General features: G+C 71.2%; 15 protein-coding genes. 9 read left to right on the top strand and 6 right to left on the bottom strand.

Going from position 1 to position 20,185, the window contains the following annotated elements:
• Nucleotides 1-116 precede the first annotated feature (116 nt).
• Both ACWGSR_RS03425 and ACWGSR_RS03420 read right to left on the bottom strand, forming a co-directional pair.
• Complete coding sequence (locus ACWGSR_RS03425) at nucleotides 117-1,289, bottom strand: cystathionine gamma-lyase (protein WP_453563247.1); 1,173 nt, start codon at nucleotides 1,287-1,289, stop codon at nucleotides 117-119.
• 9 nt (nucleotides 1,290-1,298) lie between these two features.
• A complete protein-coding gene (locus ACWGSR_RS03420) occupies nucleotides 1,299-1,676 on the bottom strand; it encodes a phage holin family protein (RefSeq protein ID WP_376230956.1) in 378 nt (125 codons plus the stop codon).
• A gap of 50 nt (nucleotides 1,677-1,726) precedes the next feature.
• Between ACWGSR_RS03420 and ACWGSR_RS03415 the strand changes: the two genes are divergently transcribed.
• The 4 genes from ACWGSR_RS03415 (at nucleotide 1,727) to ACWGSR_RS03400 (ending at nucleotide 4,194) form a co-directional block, all read left to right on the top strand.
• On the top strand, nucleotides 1,727-2,044 hold the full coding sequence (locus ACWGSR_RS03415) for a cupin domain-containing protein (protein WP_030206848.1): 318 nt from the start codon (nucleotides 1,727-1,729) through the stop codon (nucleotides 2,042-2,044).
• Nucleotides 2,045-2,244: 200 nt separating this feature from the next.
• Nucleotides 2,245-2,463 carry a DUF5326 family protein gene (locus tag ACWGSR_RS03410; RefSeq protein ID WP_030206851.1) on the top strand — a complete coding sequence of 73 codons (219 nt, stop codon included), beginning with the start codon at nucleotides 2,245-2,247 and terminating at the stop codon, nucleotides 2,461-2,463.
• A 381-nt stretch (nucleotides 2,464-2,844) separates the two neighbouring features.
• The gene (locus ACWGSR_RS03405; RefSeq protein ID WP_376230957.1) at nucleotides 2,845-3,615 is read left to right on the top strand and encodes an IclR family transcriptional regulator; all 771 of its coding nucleotides are present in this window, start codon (nucleotides 2,845-2,847) and stop codon (nucleotides 3,613-3,615) included.
• A 138-nt stretch (nucleotides 3,616-3,753) separates the two neighbouring features.
• Nucleotides 3,754-4,194: an SsgA family sporulation/cell division regulator gene (locus tag ACWGSR_RS03400; protein ID WP_030206856.1), complete on the top strand. Its 441-nt coding sequence runs from the start codon at nucleotides 3,754-3,756 to the stop codon at nucleotides 4,192-4,194.
• A gap of 166 nt (nucleotides 4,195-4,360) precedes the next feature.
• Here ACWGSR_RS03400 and ACWGSR_RS03395 read toward each other — a convergent pair whose 3' ends face one another.
• On the bottom strand, nucleotides 4,361-5,785 hold the full coding sequence (locus ACWGSR_RS03395; protein ID WP_453563245.1) for a YibE/F family protein: 1,425 nt from the start codon (nucleotides 5,783-5,785) through the stop codon (nucleotides 4,361-4,363).
• Between the two features lie 211 nt (nucleotides 5,786-5,996).
• Between ACWGSR_RS03395 and thiC the strand changes: the two genes are divergently transcribed.
• Nucleotides 5,997-7,799 carry a phosphomethylpyrimidine synthase ThiC gene (gene thiC, locus ACWGSR_RS03390; RefSeq protein ID WP_453563243.1) on the top strand — a complete coding sequence of 601 codons (1,803 nt, stop codon included), beginning with the start codon at nucleotides 5,997-5,999 and terminating at the stop codon, nucleotides 7,797-7,799.
• A gap of 424 nt (nucleotides 7,800-8,223) precedes the next feature.
• On the opposite strand, the gene ACWGSR_RS03385 is transcribed toward thiC, so the two are convergent.
• From ACWGSR_RS03385 to ACWGSR_RS03375, 3 genes are all read right to left on the bottom strand, one after another.
• Nucleotides 8,224-8,868, bottom strand: a complete 645-nt coding sequence (locus ACWGSR_RS03385) for a hypothetical protein (protein WP_453563241.1) — start codon at nucleotides 8,866-8,868, stop codon at nucleotides 8,224-8,226.
• Between the two features lie 173 nt (nucleotides 8,869-9,041).
• A complete protein-coding gene (locus ACWGSR_RS03380) occupies nucleotides 9,042-10,208 on the bottom strand; it encodes a metallophosphoesterase (protein WP_453563637.1) in 1,167 nt (388 codons plus the stop codon).
• Nucleotides 10,209-10,901: 693 nt separating this feature from the next.
• Nucleotides 10,902-12,008 (bottom strand): LacI family DNA-binding transcriptional regulator, encoded by a 1,107-nt coding sequence (locus tag ACWGSR_RS03375; protein WP_366373172.1) that lies wholly within the window; start codon nucleotides 12,006-12,008, stop codon nucleotides 10,902-10,904.
• Between the two features lie 451 nt (nucleotides 12,009-12,459).
• Between ACWGSR_RS03375 and hisC the strand changes: the two genes are divergently transcribed.
• The 4 genes from hisC to cydD all read left to right on the top strand — a co-directional run bounded on the left by hisC (nucleotide 12,460) and on the right by cydD (nucleotide 20,171).
• Entirely contained in the window at nucleotides 12,460-13,557 is a 1,098-nt protein-coding gene (hisC, locus tag ACWGSR_RS03370) for a histidinol-phosphate transaminase (RefSeq protein ID WP_453563240.1), read from the top strand.
• Between the two features lie 360 nt (nucleotides 13,558-13,917).
• Nucleotides 13,918-15,426, top strand: a complete 1,509-nt coding sequence (locus ACWGSR_RS03365; RefSeq protein ID WP_453563238.1) for a cytochrome ubiquinol oxidase subunit I — start codon at nucleotides 13,918-13,920, stop codon at nucleotides 15,424-15,426.
• Between the two features lie 18 nt (nucleotides 15,427-15,444).
• Nucleotides 15,445-16,449, top strand: coding sequence for a cytochrome d ubiquinol oxidase subunit II (gene cydB / locus ACWGSR_RS03360; protein WP_376230964.1), 1,005 nt, complete (start codon nucleotides 15,445-15,447; stop codon nucleotides 16,447-16,449).
• Between the two features lie 26 nt (nucleotides 16,450-16,475).
• On the top strand, nucleotides 16,476-20,171 hold the full coding sequence (gene cydD / locus ACWGSR_RS03355; RefSeq protein WP_453563237.1) for a thiol reductant ABC exporter subunit CydD: 3,696 nt from the start codon (nucleotides 16,476-16,478) through the stop codon (nucleotides 20,169-20,171).
• The last annotated feature ends 14 nt before the right edge of the window (nucleotides 20,172-20,185 follow it).

The raw sequence follows: 20,185 nt of genomic DNA, 5'->3' as shown, positions 1-20,185 counted from the left end.
CACAGTCAATTAGCCTTGTGCAGGCGGTTTCCGCACGTGGAACCGAGGGCGTTCCGAGCCACGAGGGGGGAGGCTCGGAGCGCCCTGCTCCACGTGGGAAGACCTGTACCCGCTGTTCAGCCGGTGGAACCGGTCTCGTCGAGGGCGCGCAGCACATCGGCGATCAGGTCCTCGGGATCCTCGGCGCCGACGGAGAAGCGGATGAAGCCCTCCGCGACCGCGTCCCCGCCCCAGCGCCCGCGCCGCTCCGCCGTGGAGCGCACTCCGCCGAAGCTGGTGGCGTCGTCCACGAGCCGCAGCGCCTCCAGGAACCGGTCGGCCCGCTTCCGGTCCGCCAGCTCGAAGGAGACCACCGGTCCGAAGCGCCGCATCTGCCGGGCGGCCACCGCGTGCGAGGGGTCGCCGGGCAGTCCCGGGTAGCGCAGCCCGGTGACGTCGGCCCGTCCGGCGAGCGTCCGTGCCAGTTCCAGGGCGGTCGAGCACTGGCGGTCGATCCGCAGCTGGAGCGTGGCGAGCGAGCGGTGGGCGAGCCAGGCCTCCATGGGGCCGGGGATGGCCCCGACGATCTTGCGCCAGCGCCGCACCTCGACGGCCCGCTCGGGGTCGCGGCAGCTCACGTGGCCGAGCAGCACGTCGCCGTGGCCGGTCATGCCCTTGGTGTCGCTGGCGACGGAGAAGTCCGCGCCCAGCTCCAGGGGCCGCTGGCCGAGCGGGGTGGCGAGGGTGTTGTCGACGGCGACGAGTGCGCCCGCAGCGTGCGCCTCGCGCACCAGGAGGCGGATGTCGCAGACGTCGAGCCCGGGGTTGGACGGGGTCTCGATCCACAGCAGCCGCGCCCCTTCGAGGACGGCGAGCTGTCCGTCGCCCCCGGTCGGCGCGGTGCGGACCTCGATGCCGTACGTCCGCAGCTGCTCGTGGAGCAGGGGCAGTGCCTGGTAGCCGTCGGTCGGGAGCACCACCGCGTCGCCGGACTTCAGCTGGGAGAGGAGGACGGCGGAGATCGCGGCCATGCCGGAGGCGAAGACCAGCGTCTCGACGCCTTCCTCCCCCGGTGCCTCCAGCTCGCCGATCGCCCGCTCCAGATGGGTCCAGGTGGGGTTCTCGTCGCGGCCGTAGGTGTACGGGCCGGTCGGCTCGCCCGGCAGGTGAAAGTGTGCGGCGAACACTGGGCCCGGGAGGGTCGGCTCGTACTTCACCGGCTCGGGCAGTCCGGCCCGCACCGCGCGGGTCCCGTCGCCCAGCGCGGCGGTCTTCCGGTCGGGGCCGGAGGCGTGTTCCTGGTGCGTCACGGTGCCCACTCAGTCCTGGTCGGGGAGCACGACGTTCAGTGCCCAGGAGACGACGGAGATGATCAGGGCGCCCAGGACCGCGGTCCAGAAGCCCTCCACGTGGAAGCTGAGGTCGAGCTTGTCGGCCAGCCAGGAGGTGAGGAGCAGCATCAGGGCGTTCACCACGAGGGTGAACAGGCCGAGCGTCAGGACGAAGAGGGGAAGCGTGAACAGCTGGACGACCGGCTTCACCAGGAAGTTCACCAGACCGAAGACCAGTGCGACGAGAATGAGGGTCAGGACCTTCTTGCCGGTGCTCTCACCGGTCAGGGTGATGTCCTGGAGGAGCCAGATGGCGACTCCCAGGGCGCCCGCGTTCGCGAGCGTCTTGACTAGGAAATTCATCATGTGTCTGATCGTGGCAGACGTGATCGGGCCGAGGGCAGGGGCGACGGGCGATGAAGGCATTCCGGCTGGACGAACTGGAGGCGGAGCGTGCCGCGAACAAGGGCGCGTACCTCCAGTTCCTGCGTGAGCGGAACATGTCGGTCGGCCTGTACGCGCTCGACGCCGGGGAGCTCGACCCGCAGCAGCCGCACCGCCAGGACGAGGTGTACTTCGTGGTGAGCGGTCGGGCGGCGATCACGGTCGGGACGGAGACGACCCAGGTGGCGCGCGGCAGCGTGGTCTACGTGCCGGCCGGGGTGGAGCACAAGTTCCACCACATCAGCGAGGACCTGCGGGTCATGGTGGTCTTCTCGCCCCCGGAGGGCTGAGTCTCCGGAAGGCTGAGCGGGTCGGGGTTCGGCCCGGGTCCCGGGTCGGGGTTCGCGGGGCCGGCACACCTCTGGCCCCTAGGGGTCGGATCAGGGGAGAGCGGGGGCCCCGCGGCCTCCGACGGCCCCTTCCGACACCTAGCCTGGGGAGTGTTCGGCGCGGAGTGCGCGGGACGGATCTTCGGAAGCGAGGTAGGACGATGGCCGCACGGGAGATGCTCGCGGGAATGCCTTGGTGGGTGAAGTGGGTCGCCATACCCGCCCTCGCCCTGCTCGTCTTCGGCGGACTGATCACCAGCGTCCTGACCTTCGTGATCGGTCTCCTCTTCAAGGTGCTGCTCTTCGTGGCCCTCGTCGCCGGACTGATCTACGTCGTACGGAAGTTCAGCTCCTCCGGCCGGTCGCGCGAGGACTGGTAGAGGAGACCCGGCGCCACGGAACCGCACCGGCCGCCGGGGTCCGACCGCCGAGGGTCGACCGGCGGGGGCCGACCGGCAGGGAAACCGGCCGCCGACGCCTGATCGTCGAGGGCCGACCACGGGGGACCGGCCGCCCGGCTCCGATAGCACAAGCTACTCATCGGTATGGCGGCAAGGGAGAGCGTTAGCCCGGGCGAGGGAACGGGCCGGACTGGACGGGTGGGGGCCCAAGGGCTGCCACTACAGTGGAATCTCTCCGCCGCGATGGGGACTACAGGCGTAGACCTCCTTACTGACCAGCGGTTTCCCAGGCCCGGCGGGCGCGGGGGCGGCCCCCGCGGGCGGGTGCGACGCATCCGTCGTCACGCCTGGGGGTGACCTTTGGCCACGGCTACGCAGACGACCGCTCCTACCCTGATCGGCTCGGTGCAGCGCGCGCTGAGACTCCTGGAGGCCGTCGCCTCCCATCCGGACGGCGCTCCGGCGAAACAGCTCGCCCGCGAGACCGGCCTCCCGCTGCCCACCACGTACCACCTGCTCCGCACCCTGACGCACGAGGGCTATCTGCTCCGCGAGAAGGGTGTGTTCGTCCTGGGGGACGCCGCCATCGGTCTGGCCGCCGGCGGAGCTGTGCAGAATCGTCGCATCAAGATCGAAAACTCTCTCGCCCGCTGGCGGGACGAGATCGGGGTCCCGATCTACTTCGCCGTCTACCGGGAGGGAGAGGTCGAGCTCGTCGCCGTCGCCGACACCCCCTCCGCCCCCGCAGTGGAGGAATGGGCCGATTTCCGCGAGACGGCGCACGCCCACGCGATCGGGCAGTGCATTTTGAGCCAACTTGATCCGAAAAGTCGTCAAGACCACCTTGACCGCCACCCGGTGGAATCCATCACCCCGTACACGGTGAGTAACCGGAGTGCACTTTTGGATCGTTTGGGCGGTTTGGGGAGAATGGAGCCCCTGGTGGAGCGGCAGGAATATGCGCTCGGCACGGTCTGTGCCGCAATCCCCCTCACGGTGGGGTCCACGGCGGCCGCAATGGCCATTTCCCTCCCTCTTCACCAGCAAGAACGGTTGCTCCCAGCGATCGAGCAGCTACGCACAGAGATGGGAAGGCTCTTCGGGTCGCTCGCGTTCTCTATCAGTATCTGAAAAATCACTCCTTGTGATCTGCTAGTGCTTACAGCACGATTACGTCAAGAGGGCCACGGGGGATCATTCCTGGCCGTTTCGGTCACAGCTTTCAGCAGCTGTGTTTACACAACTGCTCCATCTACTGCGGGGTACATGATGCGAGAGTCGGTTCAGGCCGAGGTCCTGATGAGCTTCCTCGTCTCCGAGGAGCTCTCCTTCAAGATCCCGGTCGAACTGCGGTACGAGACCCGGGACCCCTACGCGGTGCGGATGACGTTCCACCTCCCCGGGGACGCGCCCGTGACCTGGGCCTTCGGCCGTGAACTGCTGCTCGACGGGATCAACCGGCCGAGCGGGGACGGCGATGTGCACATCGCCCCGACCGAGCCCGAGCGGCTCTCGGACGTCTCCATCCGGCTCCAGGTCGGCGGCGACCGCGCCCTGTTCCGGGCCAGCGCGCCACCGCTCGTCGCCTTCCTCGACCGTACGGACAAGCTGGTTCCGCTCGGTCAGGAACGGACGCTCGGCGACTTCGAGGACAACCTGGAGGCGGCGCTGGGCCGGATCCTGGCCGAGGAGAACGCCGGCCCGGCCTGAGGAACGAACGCACCGTCACCGAGCCGTCCTGACCAGGACCTTCTGCGTAGCCGACCCCCCGAGCCGGCGCGCCGACGGACCGCATGAACGGATCGCATGAACGGACCGCGTGTACGGGTCGCACGCACGGACCGTATGAACGGACCGCGTGCACGGACCGCGTGCGTCACTTGGCGCGGCGGCGCCGTCCGCCCCGCGCGGACGAGGGCTTCCGGCCGCCGGTCCCCGGGCGGTCGACGCCCTCCGCGCGGTCGGCGGAGACCACCAGCGCCGCGAGCGCCGTGGTGACCGGCACGGACGCCACCAGACCGATCGAGCCGACCAGCGTCCGGACGATCTCCTCGGCCACCAGCTCGCTGTTGGCCACCGTTCCCATGCTGCTCTGCGCGATGGAGAAGAGCAGCAGCAGCGGCAGGGCGGCGCCCGCGTAGGCGAGCACCAGCGTGTTCACGACCGAGGCGATGTGGTCGCGGCCGATCCGGATCCCCGCCCGGTACAGGCCGCGCGGCCCCATACCCGGGTCGGCCTGGTGCAGCTCCCAGACGGCCGAGGTCTGGGTGACCGTCACGTCGTCGAGCACACCGAGAGAACCGATGATCACACTGGCCAGCAGCAGACCGGACATGTCGATGTCCGGGTAGAGGCCCTTGATCAGGCCGGTGTTGTCGTCGGTGTTGCCGCTGAGCGACGCCCAGCCGATGAAGAGCGAGCCGAGCAGCCCGATGAGCAGCAGCGAGATCAGCGTGCCGAGCACCGCGACCGAGGTGCGGGCCGAGAGGCCGTGGCACATGTAGAGCGCGATCAGCATGATCGCGCTCGACCCGACCACCGCCACCACCAGCGGGTTCGACCCCTGCAGGATCGCGGGCAGGATGAAGAACATCAGCACCAGGAAACTCACGGCGAGCGCGACCAGGGCCATGAGCCCCCGCATCCGCCCGACCGCCACGACCGCGAGGGCGAAGATGCCGGCGAGCACCGCCAACGGCACCTTACGGTTCACGTCCGTCACCGAGTACTGGAGGTCGTACGGGGCGTCGGGGGCGTACGCCACCACCACGCCCTGTCCCTCCTCCAGTTGGCGCGGTGCGCCCGGCTGCACGATCTCGGTGAACTCGCGTCCCTTGTTCGCTCCTGTCGTGACCTCGATCTTCGCCCTCTTGCAGTCCCCCTGCTGGGCCTCGACCGCCTCGCGCCCCTCCGGTGTGGAGGTGTCCCCGGTCGGCGGGACCTGACCGGCGTTCACGACCTTGCAGTCGACGTGCTCGACGGAGACGACCCTGCCCTGTTCGGTCTGGCGGTCGAAACCGACGCCGGTGCGCTCGTGCGGCGGGGCGCCGCCGGGCCACAGGACCGCGAGCCCGACCAGGACGGCGGTGGCGAAGGGGACCAGGACGGCGGCGATGACCTTGCGCAGGTGCCGGGAGACGGGGGCGGCGGGCCCGTGGCTGTGGCTGTGCCCGTGTCCGGCTCCATGACCGGGGCCGTGCCCGGATCCGTGCCCTGCTCCGTTGCCGGATCCATGGCCGTGGGACGGGTCCGGGCCGTGGGAGTGGTCGTGCGGCTCGGGGGTCTGCTGGGGGGAAGTCACCGACCGATCATCGCAAGAACGGCGGGGGCCCACTGTTCAGCACGCCCGGGATGACGCTAGCGTGGTGACACCTTTGCACACGCGGGAGCTCGGAGCACCGGGCTGAGAGGGCGCTGATCACCGTACGCGCGTACCGATGTACGTACGGGAGGAGGCTGCGCCGACCGCCGAACCTGTTACCGGGTAATGCCGGCGTAGGGAGATCGGTCTCATGACCATTCAGGACGCACGCACGCCTGCCTCCGACCAGAACGACCAGTCCGCCGGGCGCACGCCGGGCTGGCACAAGGGATACGTCCAGGGCTCGCGCCCCGACCTGCGGGTACCGGTCCGTCAGGTGCACCTCACCAACGGCAAGGACGTCACGCTGTACGACACGTCCGGCCCGTACACCGATCCCACCGTCGACACCGACGTACGACGGGGGCTCCCGCCGCTGCGCGAGAACTGGATCATCGCGCGCGGCGACACCGAGGAGTACGCGGGCCGCCCGGCCCGCCCCGAGGACGACGGCATCAAGCACACCTCGCCGCGCGGCGGCGGGCTCAAGAACCTCGACGCGGTCTTCCCCGGCCGCCCCCGCCTGCCGCGCCGGGGCCGCTCCGGCCAGGCGGTGACGCAGCTCGCGTACGCCCGCCGTGGCGAGATCACGCCGGAGATGGAGTACGTCGCGATCCGCGAGAACGTCTCCCCCGAGGTCGTGCGGGAGGAGATCGCGGCGGGCCGGGCCGTGCTCCCGGTGAACGTCAACCACCCGGAGATCGAGCCGATGATCATCGGCAAGCGGTTCCTGGTGAAGGTCAACGCCAACATCGGCAACTCCGCCGTCACCTCCTCCATCGAGGAGGAGGTGGAGAAGATGACCTGGGCGACCAAGTGGGGCGCCGACACGGTCATGGACCTGTCCACCGGCCGCAACATCCACACCACCCGCGAGTGGGTGCTGCGCAACTCCCCCGTGCCGATCGGCACCGTGCCGCTCTACCAGGCCCTGGAGAAGGTCGACGGCAGGGCCGAGGAGCTGAGCTGGGAGATCTACAAGGACACGGTGATCGAGCAGGCCGAGCAGGGCGTGGACTACATGACCGTGCACGCCGGCGTGCTCCTGCCGTACGTGCCGCTCACCGCGCGCCGCAAGACCGGCATCGTCTCGCGCGGCGGCTCGATCATGGCCGCCTGGTGCCTCGCGCACCACAAGGAGAACTTCCTCTACACGCACTTCGAGGAGCTCTGCGAGATCCTGGCGGCGTACGACGTCACGTACTCGCTCGGCGACGGCCTGCGCCCCGGCTCGATCGCGGACGCCAACGACGCGGCCCAGTTCGCGGAGTTGAGGACGCTCGGCGAGCTGAACACGATCGCCAAGCGCCACAACGTGCAGACGATGATCGAGGGCCCGGGACACGTCCCGATGCACAAGATCAAGGAGAACATCGACCTCCAGCAGGAGATCTGCGAGGAGGCGCCGTTCTACACCCTCGGCCCGCTGACCACGGACGTCGCGCCCGCGTACGACCACATCACCTCCGGCATCGGCGCGGCGATGATCGCCTGGTGGGGCACGGCGATGCTCTGCTACGTGACGCCCAAGGAGCACCTGGGCCTGCCCAACCGCGACGACGTGAAGACCGGTGTCATCACGTACAAGATCGCGGCCCACGCGGCGGACCTCGCCAAGGGGCACCCGGGCGCGCAGGAGTGGGACGACGCGCTCTCGGACGCGCGCTTCGAGTTCCGCTGGGAGGACCAGTTCAACCTGGCCCTCGACCCGGACACCGCGCGCGAGTTCCACGACGAGACGCTGCCGGCGGAGCCCGCGAAGACCGCGCACTTCTGCTCGATGTGCGGTCCGAAGTTCTGCTCGATGAAGATCTCCCAGGACATCCGCCGCGAGCACGGCGGCACGGAGCAGGAGATCGAGGCCGGCATGGCGGAGAAGTCGAAGGAGTTCGCGGCGGCGGGCAACCGCGTGTACCTGCCGCTCGCGGAGACGGGCGGCGGCTCGGCCGGCTGATCCGGCCGTCTCAGCGGAGGGGGCCCGCCAGGTCACCAGTCCCGGCCGGCCCGCCTCCGCGAAGCCCACCGCGAACGGCTTGTCGCCGTCGTCCGTCACCAGGTGGATGCTGCACTCCGTCACGCTGTCGCCCGGCGGGACCATCCGGGCGACCCAGTCGGACGGGCAGCCGGGGATCTTCCTGTCGAGGACGCCGTCATCGAGGGCGTACCGGCGGACGCGGACGACGTCGCCCGGCTCCGCCAGCCCGGCGGACGCCGCCTCGAGGCCGCCCTCGACGGGTCAGGTGGCGACCGCACCGCCTTCACCGAGGTAGCCGTCGGCGCTGTGCGTCAGCGACAGCACGCCGACGCCCTCGGGCAGCACGGACGTCCCGCGCCGGTCCGCACCGGCAGGTCCGTCCGGGCGGCGGGGGGGCCTCTCGTCAGGGTTCGGAGGGGTTCGTGGCGGCGAGGGCGTTGCGCAGGAAGGGGAGGATGCCGCGTTCGAGGAGGGCGTGGCGCCAGGCCTCGCGGGCGCGGGAGAGTTCGTCGTCCGGAGCGGCGGGCGGGCCGCCCGTGCTCACCTCGACCGGGCTGTTGCGCAGGGCCGTCACGAGGATTCCGGCGGCCGCGCAGAGCAGCCCGGCGGCGGCGAGGGAGCCGAAGACCAGACCGGCCGTGAGCAGGGTCGCGCCGAACGCCACGGTGGGGGCCAGGGCGTGCAGCACCGCTCCGACCAGCAGGAAGATGACGGCGGCGGCACCCGCGAGGACGGGGACCATGACGGTGAAGATCGCGACGACGCCCGCGCCGGGGCCGGAACGGTCGTACGCGGCCGGGGGACGGGCCCCGACGGCCGCGCGGTTCTGCTCGCGGACCTTCACGAAGTGGTCGTACTCGCTCGCGGCCGCGGAGGTGACGAGCGCCGTCGCGTTCAGCGTCATCGCGCGTAGCTGCGCGACCGTGAGCCGGGTGCCGACCCCGGCGAGTTCCGGACGTGCGTGGGCGGTGTTCAGTGCGTCGTCGAGGACCCGCTCGTACTCGGCGCGGTCCTCGGTCAGCAGGTGCGGAGCCACGTTCATGTGCATCCCCCGATGCTCCGTAGGCCCGTGACGGCCGCGAAAAGGCGGCCGGGCGGGCGGAAACGGAGGAGAGCCTGCTACGGATGCACCCGATGGTATTGCGGCGACGCGGCGGGCTGACAGGGTGTTTCCGGAAATCGCCCTCCCCGGATGCGCAGGGTGATAGGCCGGGCGTCCGGTCAGCCGTTCAGGGGGAGTTGGACGACCAGCAGCTTTCCGGCCATGGTCACTCCGCCGTCCATGGCGATCGCGAGCCCGTCGGCGTACACGTGCGGTCCGTGGACGACCGGGCCGCCGCCGTCCTCGCCGTCCTCGGTGCCGACCTGGCCGAGGAGGTACGGGATCGGGCTGTGACCGTGCACGATCCGGCTGCCGCCGTAGGTGGAGAGCAGCTCCTGGACGGCCTGCGGACCCCCGTCGTCGCGGAACGCGAAGCGCTTGGTGAACTTCCGGAACACGTCCCAGACCTCGTCCGCGTCGTTCCGGTTGAGGATCTCGTGGACCGTGTCGTTGACGTCCTCGATGGTCTCGCCGTATTCGAGGTACGCGGTGGTGTCCGAGTGCACGAGGAGGTGGTCGTCCTCCCGCACCACGGCGTCGAGCCGGGACATCCACTGGAGGTGGACGTCCTGGAGCCGGTCCATGTCCTGCTTCTGGCCGCCGTTGAGCAGCCAGGCGGCCTGGAAGGTGGCGGTGCCCGCGCCGGAGTTGACCGGGGTGTCGCCGAAGCGCTTGGCGCCGATGAGCAGCAGTTCGTGGTTGCCCATCAGGGCCTTGCAGTAGCCGCCGGCGGCGGCGGCCTCGGCGGAGAGCCGCATGACCAGGTCGATCACGCCGATGCCGTCGGGGCCGCGGTCGGTGAAGTCGCCGAGGAACCAGAGGCGGGCGTTGCCCGCGGCCCAGCCGCCGTTCTCGTCGATGAGGCCCTGGGCGCGGAGGGCCGCGAGGAGTTCGTCGAGGTAGCCGTGGACGTCCCCGACGACGTAGAGGGGGCCGGGGCCGTCGCCGGCCGGGACCTCGCCGGCGGCGGGCACGGGGGAGACCTTCACCTGGACGGTGTCGCCGCGGTTGATGACGGGCAGGTCGCGCTCGGTCGGCGTGTACCCCTCGGGCAGCTCGTCCTCCGGGAACGCGTTCCCGGGGTGGCCGGAGGCGGCGGGGGCCGCAGGCCCGACCGGGGAGGCGGGGTACGGGGGCGCGACGGTGCGGTGACCGAGGTGGAGGGTCGGGTCGGCGGGCATGGGCGCGGGCGCGGGTGCCTGCGGCGGGAGCGGGGGCGTCTGGGGTGCGGGCGGCTGCGGCGCGGCTTCGGCGGCCGGGGGGTGCGCCGGGGGGTGCACCGGCATCGGCGCCGGGACCTGCACGGCCTCGACCGGGGAGGGCACGACGGGGGGCAGCGGCCCGGCGGCGGCCGGACGCGGGTCCGGAGCCGGGGCCGGCTGTTCGACCGGGGCGGAGTGCGGCTCCGGGTGTTCGACCGGGACGGAGCGCGGCTCCGGGGAGGAGTACGGCTCCGGGTGGGCGCCCGGGGCGGAGTGGTGCGCCGGGGCCGGGGGGTGCGCCGGGTGTTCGACGTGCACGTGCTCCGTCGGCGCGGACGCCGGCAGCGGCTCCGAGCCCGACGGCTCGACCGCATGGCTCTGCACGGGCACGCGTGCGTACGGCGGTACGCGGAAGTCACGCAATGTCGCCGTGCGCACCACGGGCTCCTGACCGGCCCCCTGAGTCATCGACCCCTCCACCACCGTCGCGATGCCCTGCACATCGCGGACCGGCCTGGTCGGGGTGGTCCGCGGTGTCGTCCGCCCATCATAGGAATGAGCGTCCTCCTGTGTGACGCACCAGGGGTGGTGAATCCGGGTCCACTCCGGGTTCACCGGTCGTTTCGCCCGAATTAGGAAGGTCCAGTCCAGGGTTGGGGCAGGTGCGGTGATCGGTTTGGCCGCTCCCGCCCACGGGCAGGGACGGGAACGGCGTGTTCGAAGACGCCCCTCTTCGGGTCGGTCCTTCGGGTCGGTCCTTCGGGTCGGTCCTTCGGGTCAGTCCTTCGCCGGCGAGCGCGGCGGACTGACCGTCGTGCGGGGCGGACGGCGCTGCGAGGAGGTGCGGACGATGAGCTCGGTCGGTATCACCTGCTCGACCGGCCCGTCGGTCTCGACCCCCTCGATGGCGTCGATGAGGAGCTGGACGACGGCCGTGCCGATCCGGCGCGGTTTGAGCGAGAGCGTCGTGATGGGCGGTTCGGTGGTGGCGTAGCCGGCCGACTCGCTGCAGCAGACCAGCAGGAGGTCGTCCGGGACGCGCAGGCCGTAGCGGCGCGCGGCCGCGAGGAGGTCGGTTCCGTTGGGGTCGAAGAGGCCGTACACGGCGTCGGGCCGGTCCGGGCGGGCGAGCAGCCGGTCGGCCGCGACGGCGCCCGCGCACGGGTCGTGCGCCGGATAGGCCTCGTAGACGGGGTCCTGCCCCACCCGCGCGCACCAGTTGAGGTAGGCGGTGGTGGACAGGCGGGTGTACGTGTCCGTGCTGGTGCCGGTGAGGAGGCCGATGCGGCGGGCGCCGGCGTCGGCGAGGTGGTCGAGCAGGTCGAGTACGGCGGCTTCGTGGTCGTTGTCGACCCAGGCGGTGACCGGGAGGGTGCCGGCGGGGCGCCCGTCGGAGACGACGGGGAGGCCCTGGCGGACCAGTTCGGTGACGACGGGGTCGTGGTCGGAGGGGTCGATGACGACGGTGCCGTCGAGGGCGACGTTCGACCAGACGTCGTGGCGGGAGGTGGCGGGGAGGATGACCAGGGCGTAGCCCCGGGCGAGCGCGGCCGATGTGGCCGCCCTGGCCATCTCCGCGAAGTACGCGAATTCGGTGAAGGTGAAAGGTTCATCCCCGTACGTGGTCACGGTCAGGCCGATGAGGCCCGACTTGCCGGTACGGAGCGTGCGGGCCGCCGCGGACGGGCGGTAGCCCAGTCGGTCGGCGACCTCGCGAACGTGGCGGCGGGTGGCGTCGGGGAGCCGGCCCTTCCCGTTGAGCGCGTCGGAGACAGTCGTGATGGAGACCCCGGCGGCGGCGGCCACGTCCCTGATGCCCGCCCGGCCCTGCCGGCTTCCCCGGGTCTGTGCCCGGCTCACCTGGTGCTTCCCTGCTGCTGTCATGGCGAGCCGATAGTAGGGCGATGAGGGGCGGTCGGGACGGTCGCATATGCAGACGTTGACAGGCACGTTTCTGCATGATCAAGATCTATTAAATGGCTTTGAATCAAAGGGAGTTGTCTGATTAGACCTGCGGCTTGTGGTTGCTGGGTGGCGTAGGCCTGGCGAGGGGGTGAAGTCTCGAAGAGGCCTCAACTCACCTCTACGGGGGATGCGCGCCACGGCGCCCGCCACCGGCGCGCGCCACCCGGGCGCGCGCCCCCGCTCTCCGCGTCGGCCCGGAGGACGGCCCGGAGGCCGACCCGGAAGCCGGTCGGGAAGCCGGTCGGGAAGCCGGTCCGGAGACCGGTCGGGAAGCCGTGTCCCTCCTGTTGTCCACAGCCCATTCGCAGCGGAGGCGAATCCTCTTAAGGTGAGCAGTATTGGCGGTACGGACGGTCGAGGAGGCCACACTGTGAGCGAGACCAGCGGGACGAGCACCGGCAGCCCCAAGCTGCGCGCCGAGCTGGACGGCGTCCCCACCTACAAGCCGGGCAAGCCGGCCGCCGCGGGCGGGCCCGTGGCCTTCAAGCTGTCCTCCAACGAGAACCCCTACCCGCCGCTGCCGGGGGTCCTGGAGAGCGCGCTGGCCGCCGCCCACAGCTTCAACCGGTACCCGGACATGGCCTGCACCGGTCTGATGGAGGAGCTGGCCGATCGCTTCGGCGTGCCGGTCTCGCACCTGGCCACGGGCACGGGCTCGGTCGGGGTCGCGCAGTCGCTGCTCCAGGCGACCTCGGGCCCGGGCGACGAGGTGATCTACGCCTGGCGCTCCTTCGAGGCGTACCCGATCATCACGCAGATCAGCGGGGCCACCTCGGTGCAGGTGCCGCTGACCGACGGCGAGGTGCACGACCTCGACGCGATGGCGGCGGCGATCACCGACCGGACCCGGCTGATCTTCGTCTGCAACCCCAACAACCCCACGGGCACCGCGGTGCGCCGGGCGGAGCTGGAGCGCTTCCTCGACCGGGTGCCCTCCGACGTCCTGGTCGTGCTCGACGAGGCGTACAAGGAGTTCGTGCGGGACCCCGAGATCCCGGACGGTATTGAGCTGTACCGCGACCGGCCCAACGTCGCCGTGCTGCGCACCTTCTCCAAGGCGTACGGCCTGGCCGGGCTGCGGGTCGGCTTCGCGGTCGCCCACGAGCCGGTGGCGGCGGCGCTGCGCAAGACCGCGGTGCCGTTCGGCGTGAGCCAGCTGGCGCAGGACGCGGCGGTGGCCTCGCTGCGGGCCGAGGACGAGTTGCTCGGCCGGGTGGGCTCGCTGGTGGCCGAGCGCGAGCGGGTCCGCGCCGCCCTGGTGGAGCAGGGCTGGACCGTTCCGGACACGCAGGCGAACTTCGTCTGGCTGCGGCTCGGCGAGCGGACGGCGGACTTCGCGGCGGCCTGCGAGCGGCACGGCGTCGTGGTGCGCCCGTTCGCCGGCGAGGGCGTGCGCGTCACGATCGGCGAGGGCGAGGCGAACGACCTGTTCATCCAGGCGGCGGAGGGCTTCCGCAAGGAACTCTGAGCAGAACAGAGCAGAGCAGAGCCGAGCCGGACAGAGCCGAGCCAGGTAGAGCCGAACCGGACCGGGCCAAGTCGGGCAGAGCCGGGCCGGGCCAGGCCGAGCTGGCTAGAGCCGGGCAGAGCCGAGCCGGGTCGAGAGGCGTTTCGACGGCCCCCGCGAGCAACCGCTCGCGGGGGCCGTTCGCGTGTGAGGAAAGAGACTCCCTGTAAAGGGCCCCCGGAGACAAGTACGGATTTCGTATGAGCCATAATGCTTGTGAATGTGAACGCGTTCACAAGCGCGCCCCGGTTGGTCCCCCTATGGGGTGGTTCGCCAGGGCGGACTGCCGATGTGACCACGGCGATGTAAGGAGAAAACGACGTGGACCTCGCTCTTGCGCCAGAGACCTTGGCGCGCTGGCAGTTCGGCATCACCACCGTCTACCACTTCCTCTTCGTCCCGCTGACGATCTCCCTCGCGGCGCTCACCGCCGGCCTCCAGACCGCCTGGGTGAGGACGGAGAACGAGAAGTACCTCAGGGCGACGAAGTTCTGGGGCAAGCTCTTCCTGATCAACATCGCCATGGGCGTCGTCACCGGCATCGTGCAGGAGTTCCAGTTCGGCATGAACTGGTCCGACTACTCGCGCTTCGTCGGCGACATCTTCGGTGCCCCGCTCGCGTTCGAGGCGCTCATCGCCTTCTTCTTCGAGTCGACCTTCATCGGCCTGTGGATCTTCGGCTGGGACAAGCTGCCGAAGAAGATCCACCTCGGCTGCATGTGGATGGTGTCCATCGGCACCATCCTCTCCGCGTACTTCATCCTGGCGGCCAACTCCTGGATGCAGCACCCGGTGGGCTACCGCATCAACGAGGAGCGCGGCCGGGCGGAGCTCACCGACTTCTGGCTCGTGCTCACCCAGAACACGGCCCTCACCCAGTTCTTCCACACCATCACGGCGGCCTTCCTGGTCGGCGGCGCGTTCATGGTGGGCATCTCCGCCTTCCACCTGGCCCGCAAGAAGCACATCCCCGTGATGCGGACCTCGCTGCGGCTCGGCCTGGTCACCCTGATCATCGCCGGCCTCGGCACCGCCATCAGCGGTGACCTGCTCGGCAAGGTCATGTTCAAGCAGCAGCCGATGAAGATGGCCGCCGCCGAGGCGCTCTGGGACGGCGAGGCGCCCGCCCCCTTCTCGATCTTCGCCTACGGCGACGTCGACAAGGGCCACAACAAGGTCGCCATCGAGATCCCCGGCCTGCTGTCCTTCCTCGCGAACGACGACTTCAGCTCGTACGTCCCCGGCATCAACGACATCAACAAGGCCGAGCAGGAGAAGTACGGACCCGGCGACTACCGGCCCAACATCCCCGTGGCCTACTGGGGCTTCCGCTGGATGATCGGCTTCGGCATGGCCTCCCTGACCCTGGGGTTCATCGGCCTCTGGCTGACCCGGAAGAAGTTCATGCTGGCACCGGGGCTGCGGACGGGCGAGGACGAGGTGCCGAACCTGGTCCTCTTCAAGAACAAGGCACTCAGTCCCCGGATCGGCAAGTGGTACTGGATCGTCGCGCTCTGGACGATGCTCTTCCCGCTGATCGCCAACTCCTGGGGCTGGATCTTCACCGAGATGGGCCGTCAGCCGTGGGTCGTCTACGGCGTGCTGCGCACCCGGGACGCGGTCTCCCCCGGCGTCTCCCAGGCCGAGGTCCTCACCTCGATGATCGGCTTCACCCTGCTCTACGCCGTCCTCGCGGTCATCGAGGTCAAGCTCCTCGTCAAGTACGTTAAGGCGGGGCCGCCCGAGCTGACCGACGACGACCTCAACCCGCCCACCAAGATCGGCGGGGACACCCGTGACCCCGACCGGCCCATGGCCTTCTCGTACTGAGGCTCAGGAGACCGAGGCATGGAACTTCACGACGTCTGGTTCGTACTCATCGCCGTCCTCTGGACCGGCTACTTCTTCCTGGAGGGCTTCGACTTCGGGATCGGCATCCTGACCAAGCTGCTGGCGCGCGACCGGCCCGAGAAGCGGGTCCTCATCAACACCATCGGACCCGTCTGGGACGGCAACGAGGTGTGGCTGCTCACCGCCGGCGGCGCCACCTTCGCCGCGTTCCCCGAGTGGTACGCGACGCTGTTCTCCGGCTTCTACCTGCCGCTGCTGCTCATCCTGGTCTGCCTGATCATCCGGGGCGTGGCCTTCGAGTACCGGGCGAAGCGGCCCGAGGAGAACTGGCAGCGCAACTGGGAGCAGGCCATCTTCTGGACCTCGCTGCTCCCCGCGTTCCTCTGGGGCGTGGCCTTCGGCAACATCGTCCGGGGCGTGAAGATCGACGCGGACATGGAGTACGTGGGCACCTTCTTCGACCTGCTCAACCCGTACGCGCTCCTCGGCGGACTGGTCACGCTCACCCTCTTCACCTTCCACGGCGCGGTCTTCGCCGCGCTGAAGACCGTCGGGGACATCCGGGTACGGGCCCGGGCGCTCGCGCTCAAGCTGGGTCTGGTCACGGCGGTGGTGGCGCTCGTCTTCCTGCTCTGGACCCAGGTCCACACAGGTGGCGCCGCCAGCTTCGTGGCGATGGTGGTCGCTGTGGTGGCGCTCGTCGGCGCGATCGTCGCCATAAGGGCGGGGCGCGAGGGCTGGTCGTTCGCGCTCTCGGGCATCACGATCGCCGCCTCGGTGGCGATGCTCTTCCTGGCGCTCTTCCCGGACGTCATGCCCTCTTCGCTCAACCCGGAGTGGAGCCTTACCGTGACGAACGCGTCGTCGAGCCCGTACACGCTCAAGATCATGACGTGGTGCGCCGCGATCGCGACCCCGCTGGTGCTGCTCTACCAGAGCTGGACCTACTGGGTGTTCCGCAAGCGGATCGGTACGCAGCACATCGCCGACGCCGCCCACTAGGGCCGGCCGGCGCTCAGAGAAGGGGCATGTTTCACGTGAAACCGATCGACCCGCGTCTGCTCCGGTACGCCCGTGCCACCCGTCTCTTCCTGATCGCGGTGGTCGTGCTCGGCCTCGTCGGAGCGGCGCTGGTCGTCGCCCAGGCGATGCTCATCGCCGAGATCGTGGTGGGCTCCTTCGAGGAGGGCCGGCCGGTTTCCGCCCTGGCCACGCCCCTGCTGCTGCTCGCCGGAGTGGCGGTGGCGCGGGGGCTGGTCTCCTGGCTGACCGAGCTCGCCGCCCACCGGGCGAGCGCGGCGGTCAAGTCCGAACTCCGGGGGCGGCTCCTCGGCCGTGCCGCCGCGCTCGGGCCGGGATGGCTCAGCGGGCAGCGGGCCGGTTCGCTGATCGCCCTCGCGACGCGGGGCGTGGACGCGCTCGACGACTACTTCGCCCGCTACCTGCCCCAGCTGGGCCTGGCAGTGGTCGTGCCGGTGGCGGTCCTGGCCCGGATCGTCACCGAGGACTGGGTCTCGGCGGCGATCATCGTCGTCACGCTGCCGCTCATCCCGCTCTTCATGATCCTCATCGGCTGGTACACCCAGGCCCGGATGGACCGGCAGTGGAAGCTGCTCTCGCGGCTCTCCGGCCACTTCCTGGACGTGGTGGCAGGCCTTCCCACCCTCAAGATCTTCGGCCGGGCGAAGGCCCAGGCCGAGTCGATCCGCGCGATCACCTCCGAGTACCGGCAGGCGACCATGCGCACGCTGCGGATCGCCTTCCTCTCTTCTTTCGCCCTCGAACTCCTCGCCACCCTGTCGGTCGCCCTCGTCGCCGTGACCATCGGCATGCGGCTCGTCCACGGCGACCTCGACCTTTACACCGGGCTCGTCATCCTGATCCTGGCGCCCGAGGCGTACCTCCCGCTGCGGCAGGTGGGGGCGCAGTACCACGCGGCGGCGGAGGGTCTCGCGGCGGCGGAGGAGATCTTCGACGTCCTGGAACGGCCGGTACGGGAGGGGGGAACGGGCGCGGCCCCGGACTCCGTTCGCCTCGCACTGGACGCCGTGACGGTACGGCACGCGGGGCGCGCCGAACCGTCGCTCGACGCGGCGACGCTGACGGTCGAGCCGGGCGAGACGGTGGCCCTGGTCGGACCGAGCGGTTCGGGCAAGTCGACGCTGCTCGACGTGGTCCTCGGGTTCACCGCCCCGGAGCCGGGCGGCACGGTCCGGGTCGGCGGCGAGGACCTCACGGGGCTCGACCCGGAGGCGTGGCGGTCGCGGATCGCCTGGGTGCCGCAGCGTCCGTACCTCTTCGCGGGGACGATCGCCGAGAACGTACGGCTCGCCCGCCCGGACGCCTCCGACGAGGCGGTACGGGAGGCCCTGCGGGACGCGGGGGCGGACGGGTTCGTCGCGGAGCTGCCGGACGGGATCGAGACCCCGCTCGGCGAGGACGGTGCCGGACTCTCGGCGGGGCAGCGGCAACGGCTCGCGCTCGCCCGTGCGTTCCTGGCCGACCGGCCCCTGCTGCTGCTCGACGAGCCCACGGCCGCGCTCGACGGCGAGACGGAGGCGGGCGTGGTCGACGCGGTCCGGCGCCTCGCGGCCGGCCGGACGGTCCTGCTCGTGGTCCACCGCCCGGCGCTGCTCGCGGTGGCGGACCGGGTGGTGAGGCTGGGAACGGACACCGGGACACCGGTGGCGTCGCCGCCGACCGGTGGCGCGGCCGGAGCCGGGACGCCCGGCACGGCCGAAGCGGTGGTCTGGTCCGGCACCGCGACCGCGACCGGTCCGACCGGTCCGGCCGGTCCGGCCGGTGTGGCCGGTGTGGCCGACGCGGCCGAGACGGTCGACGCCGCCGCCGCGGAGGTAAGCGCATCCGACGCCGCGGCTCCGGGCGGCGTGCTGCGGCGGGTCCGGGACATGGCCGGGGAGCTCAAGGGGCGCATGGCGCTCGCGCTGCTGCTCGGGAGCCTCGCCCTCGGGTCCGCCGTCGGACTCATGGCCGTCTCCGGCTGGCTCATCTCCCGGGCCTCCGAACAGCCCCCCGTTCTCCATCTGATGATGGCGGTCACCGCCACGCGCGCCTTCGGCATCGGCCGGGCCGTCTTCCGTTACGCCGAGCGGCTCGTCTCGCACGACGCCGTCCTGCGGATGCTCGCCGACCTGCGGGTCTCCGTCTACCGGCGCCTGGAGCGGATCGCCCCGGCCGGACTGCGGCGCACGCGGCGCGGTGACCTGCTCGCCCGGCTCGTCCAGGACGTCGACGCGCTCCAGGACTACTGGCTGCGCTGGCTGCTCCCGGTGGGCGCCGCGCTCACCGTGGGCGTCGGGGCCGCCGGGTTCACCGCCTGGCTGCTGCCCGAGGCCGGTGCCGTCCTCGCCGTGGGCCTGCTGGTCGCGGGGATCGCCGTACCGGCGGCCGGCGGGGCCCTCGCCCGCCGGGCCGAACGGCGGCTCGCCCCCGCGCGCGGCGCCCTGGCGACCTCCGTGGCCGACCTGCTGCGCGGCTGCGCCGAGCTGACGGTGGCCGGCGCCCTGCGGAGCCGTACCGAAAGGGCCCGGGAGGCCGACCGCGTCCTCACCGGCATCGCCTCCCGGCAGGCCGCCGCCACCGCGCTCGGGGCCGGGCTCTCCGCCCTGGTCTGCGGTCTGACGGTCGTGGCCGCCGCGCTCGTCGGCGTCCAGGCCGTACGGGACGGGCGGCTCGACGGGGTGTCCCTCGCCGTGGTCGTCCTGATCCCGCTCGCCGCCTTCGAGGCCGTGACCGGGCTTCCGCTCGCCGTCCAGTACCGGCAGCGGGTCAAGCACAGCGCCGAGCGGGTCTTCGAGGTGCTCGACGCTCCCGTGCCCGTGCACGAGCCGCACACGCCCGCCGCTCCCCCGGTGGGTCCGTTCCCCCTCGAACTCTCCGCGGTCTCCGCCCGGTACGCCGGGCAGGAGCGGCCGGCGCTCACCGGCTTCGGGCTCACCCTGGAGGCCGGGCGCCGGGTCGCCGTCGTCGGTGCGTCCGGCTCGGGCAAGACCACGCTCGCCCAGGTGCTGCTGAGGTTCCTGGACGTGGAGCACGGCACGTACCGGCTCGGCGGCGTGCCCGCCGGGGAACTGGACGGGGACGCGGTCCGGCGCCTGGTCGGCCTCTGCGCCCAGGACGCGCACCTCTTCGACAGCTCCGTCCGCGAGAACCTGCGGCTCGCCAAGGTCGGCGCGGACGACGGGGAGCTGCGCGAGGCGCTGCGCCGGGCCCGGCTGCTCGACTGGGTGGACGGGCTGCCCGAGGGGCTCGACACCCTCGTGGGCGAGCACGGCGCGCGGCTCTCCGGCGGTCAGCGGCAGCGGCTCGCGCTCGCGCGGGCCCTCCTCGCCGACTTCCCGGTCCTCGTCCTCGACGAACCGGCCGAGCACCTGGACCTCGCCACCGCCGACGCGCTCACCGACGACCTGCTCCGGGCCACCGAGGGCCGCACCACCGTCCTCATCACCCACCGGCTGCACGGCCTCGACGCCGTCGACGAGGTGCTCGTCCTGGACGGGGGCCGGACCGTGCAGCGCGGCGCGTACGCCGGGCTCGCGGCGGAGGACGGGCCGCTGCGCCGGATGCTGGAGCAGGAGCGGGCGACCGACCTGCTGGCGACCGCCGTCACCGCGACCACTGCCGCTGCCGCTGTTACGACCGCCACGGCCACGACCACCGCCGTCACCACCGCGACGACCAGCACAGCCGACTTTTCTCGCTAAATGGGACTTACTAG

It is taken from the genome of Streptomyces sp. NPDC055632 (assembly GCF_053618675.1).
Note: the sequence above shows the minus strand (reverse complement) of the source record. Positions and strands in the feature narration are given on the sequence as shown.

Bases quoted from the DNA above. Each gene is read 5' to 3' on its own strand.
- ACWGSR_RS03420 (WP_376230956.1), bottom strand. From the start codon at position 1,676: ATGATGAATTTCCTAGTCAAGACGCTCGCGAACGCGGGCGCCCTGGGA.
- ACWGSR_RS03415 (WP_030206848.1), top strand. From the start codon at position 1,727: ATGAAGGCATTCCGGCTGGACGAACTGGAGGCGGAGCGTGCCGCGAAC.
- ACWGSR_RS03410 (WP_030206851.1), top strand. From the start codon at position 2,245: ATGGCCGCACGGGAGATGCTCGCGGGAATGCCTTGGTGGGTGAAGTGG.
- ACWGSR_RS03400 (WP_030206856.1), top strand. From the start codon at position 3,754: ATGCGAGAGTCGGTTCAGGCCGAGGTCCTGATGAGCTTCCTCGTCTCC.
- thiC (WP_453563243.1), top strand. From the start codon at position 5,997: ATGACCATTCAGGACGCACGCACGCCTGCCTCCGACCAGAACGACCAG.
- ACWGSR_RS03385 (WP_453563241.1), bottom strand. From the start codon at position 8,868: ATGCACATGAACGTGGCTCCGCACCTGCTGACCGAGGACCGCGCCGAG.
- ACWGSR_RS03380 (WP_453563637.1), bottom strand. From the start codon at position 10,208: ATGCCGGTGCACCCCCCGGCGCACCCCCCGGCCGCCGAAGCCGCGCCG.
- ACWGSR_RS03375 (WP_366373172.1), bottom strand. From the start codon at position 12,008: ATGACAGCAGCAGGGAAGCACCAGGTGAGCCGGGCACAGACCCGGGGA.
- cydB (WP_376230964.1), top strand. From the start codon at position 15,445: ATGGAACTTCACGACGTCTGGTTCGTACTCATCGCCGTCCTCTGGACC.
- cydD (WP_453563237.1), top strand. From the start codon at position 16,476: ATGTTTCACGTGAAACCGATCGACCCGCGTCTGCTCCGGTACGCCCGT.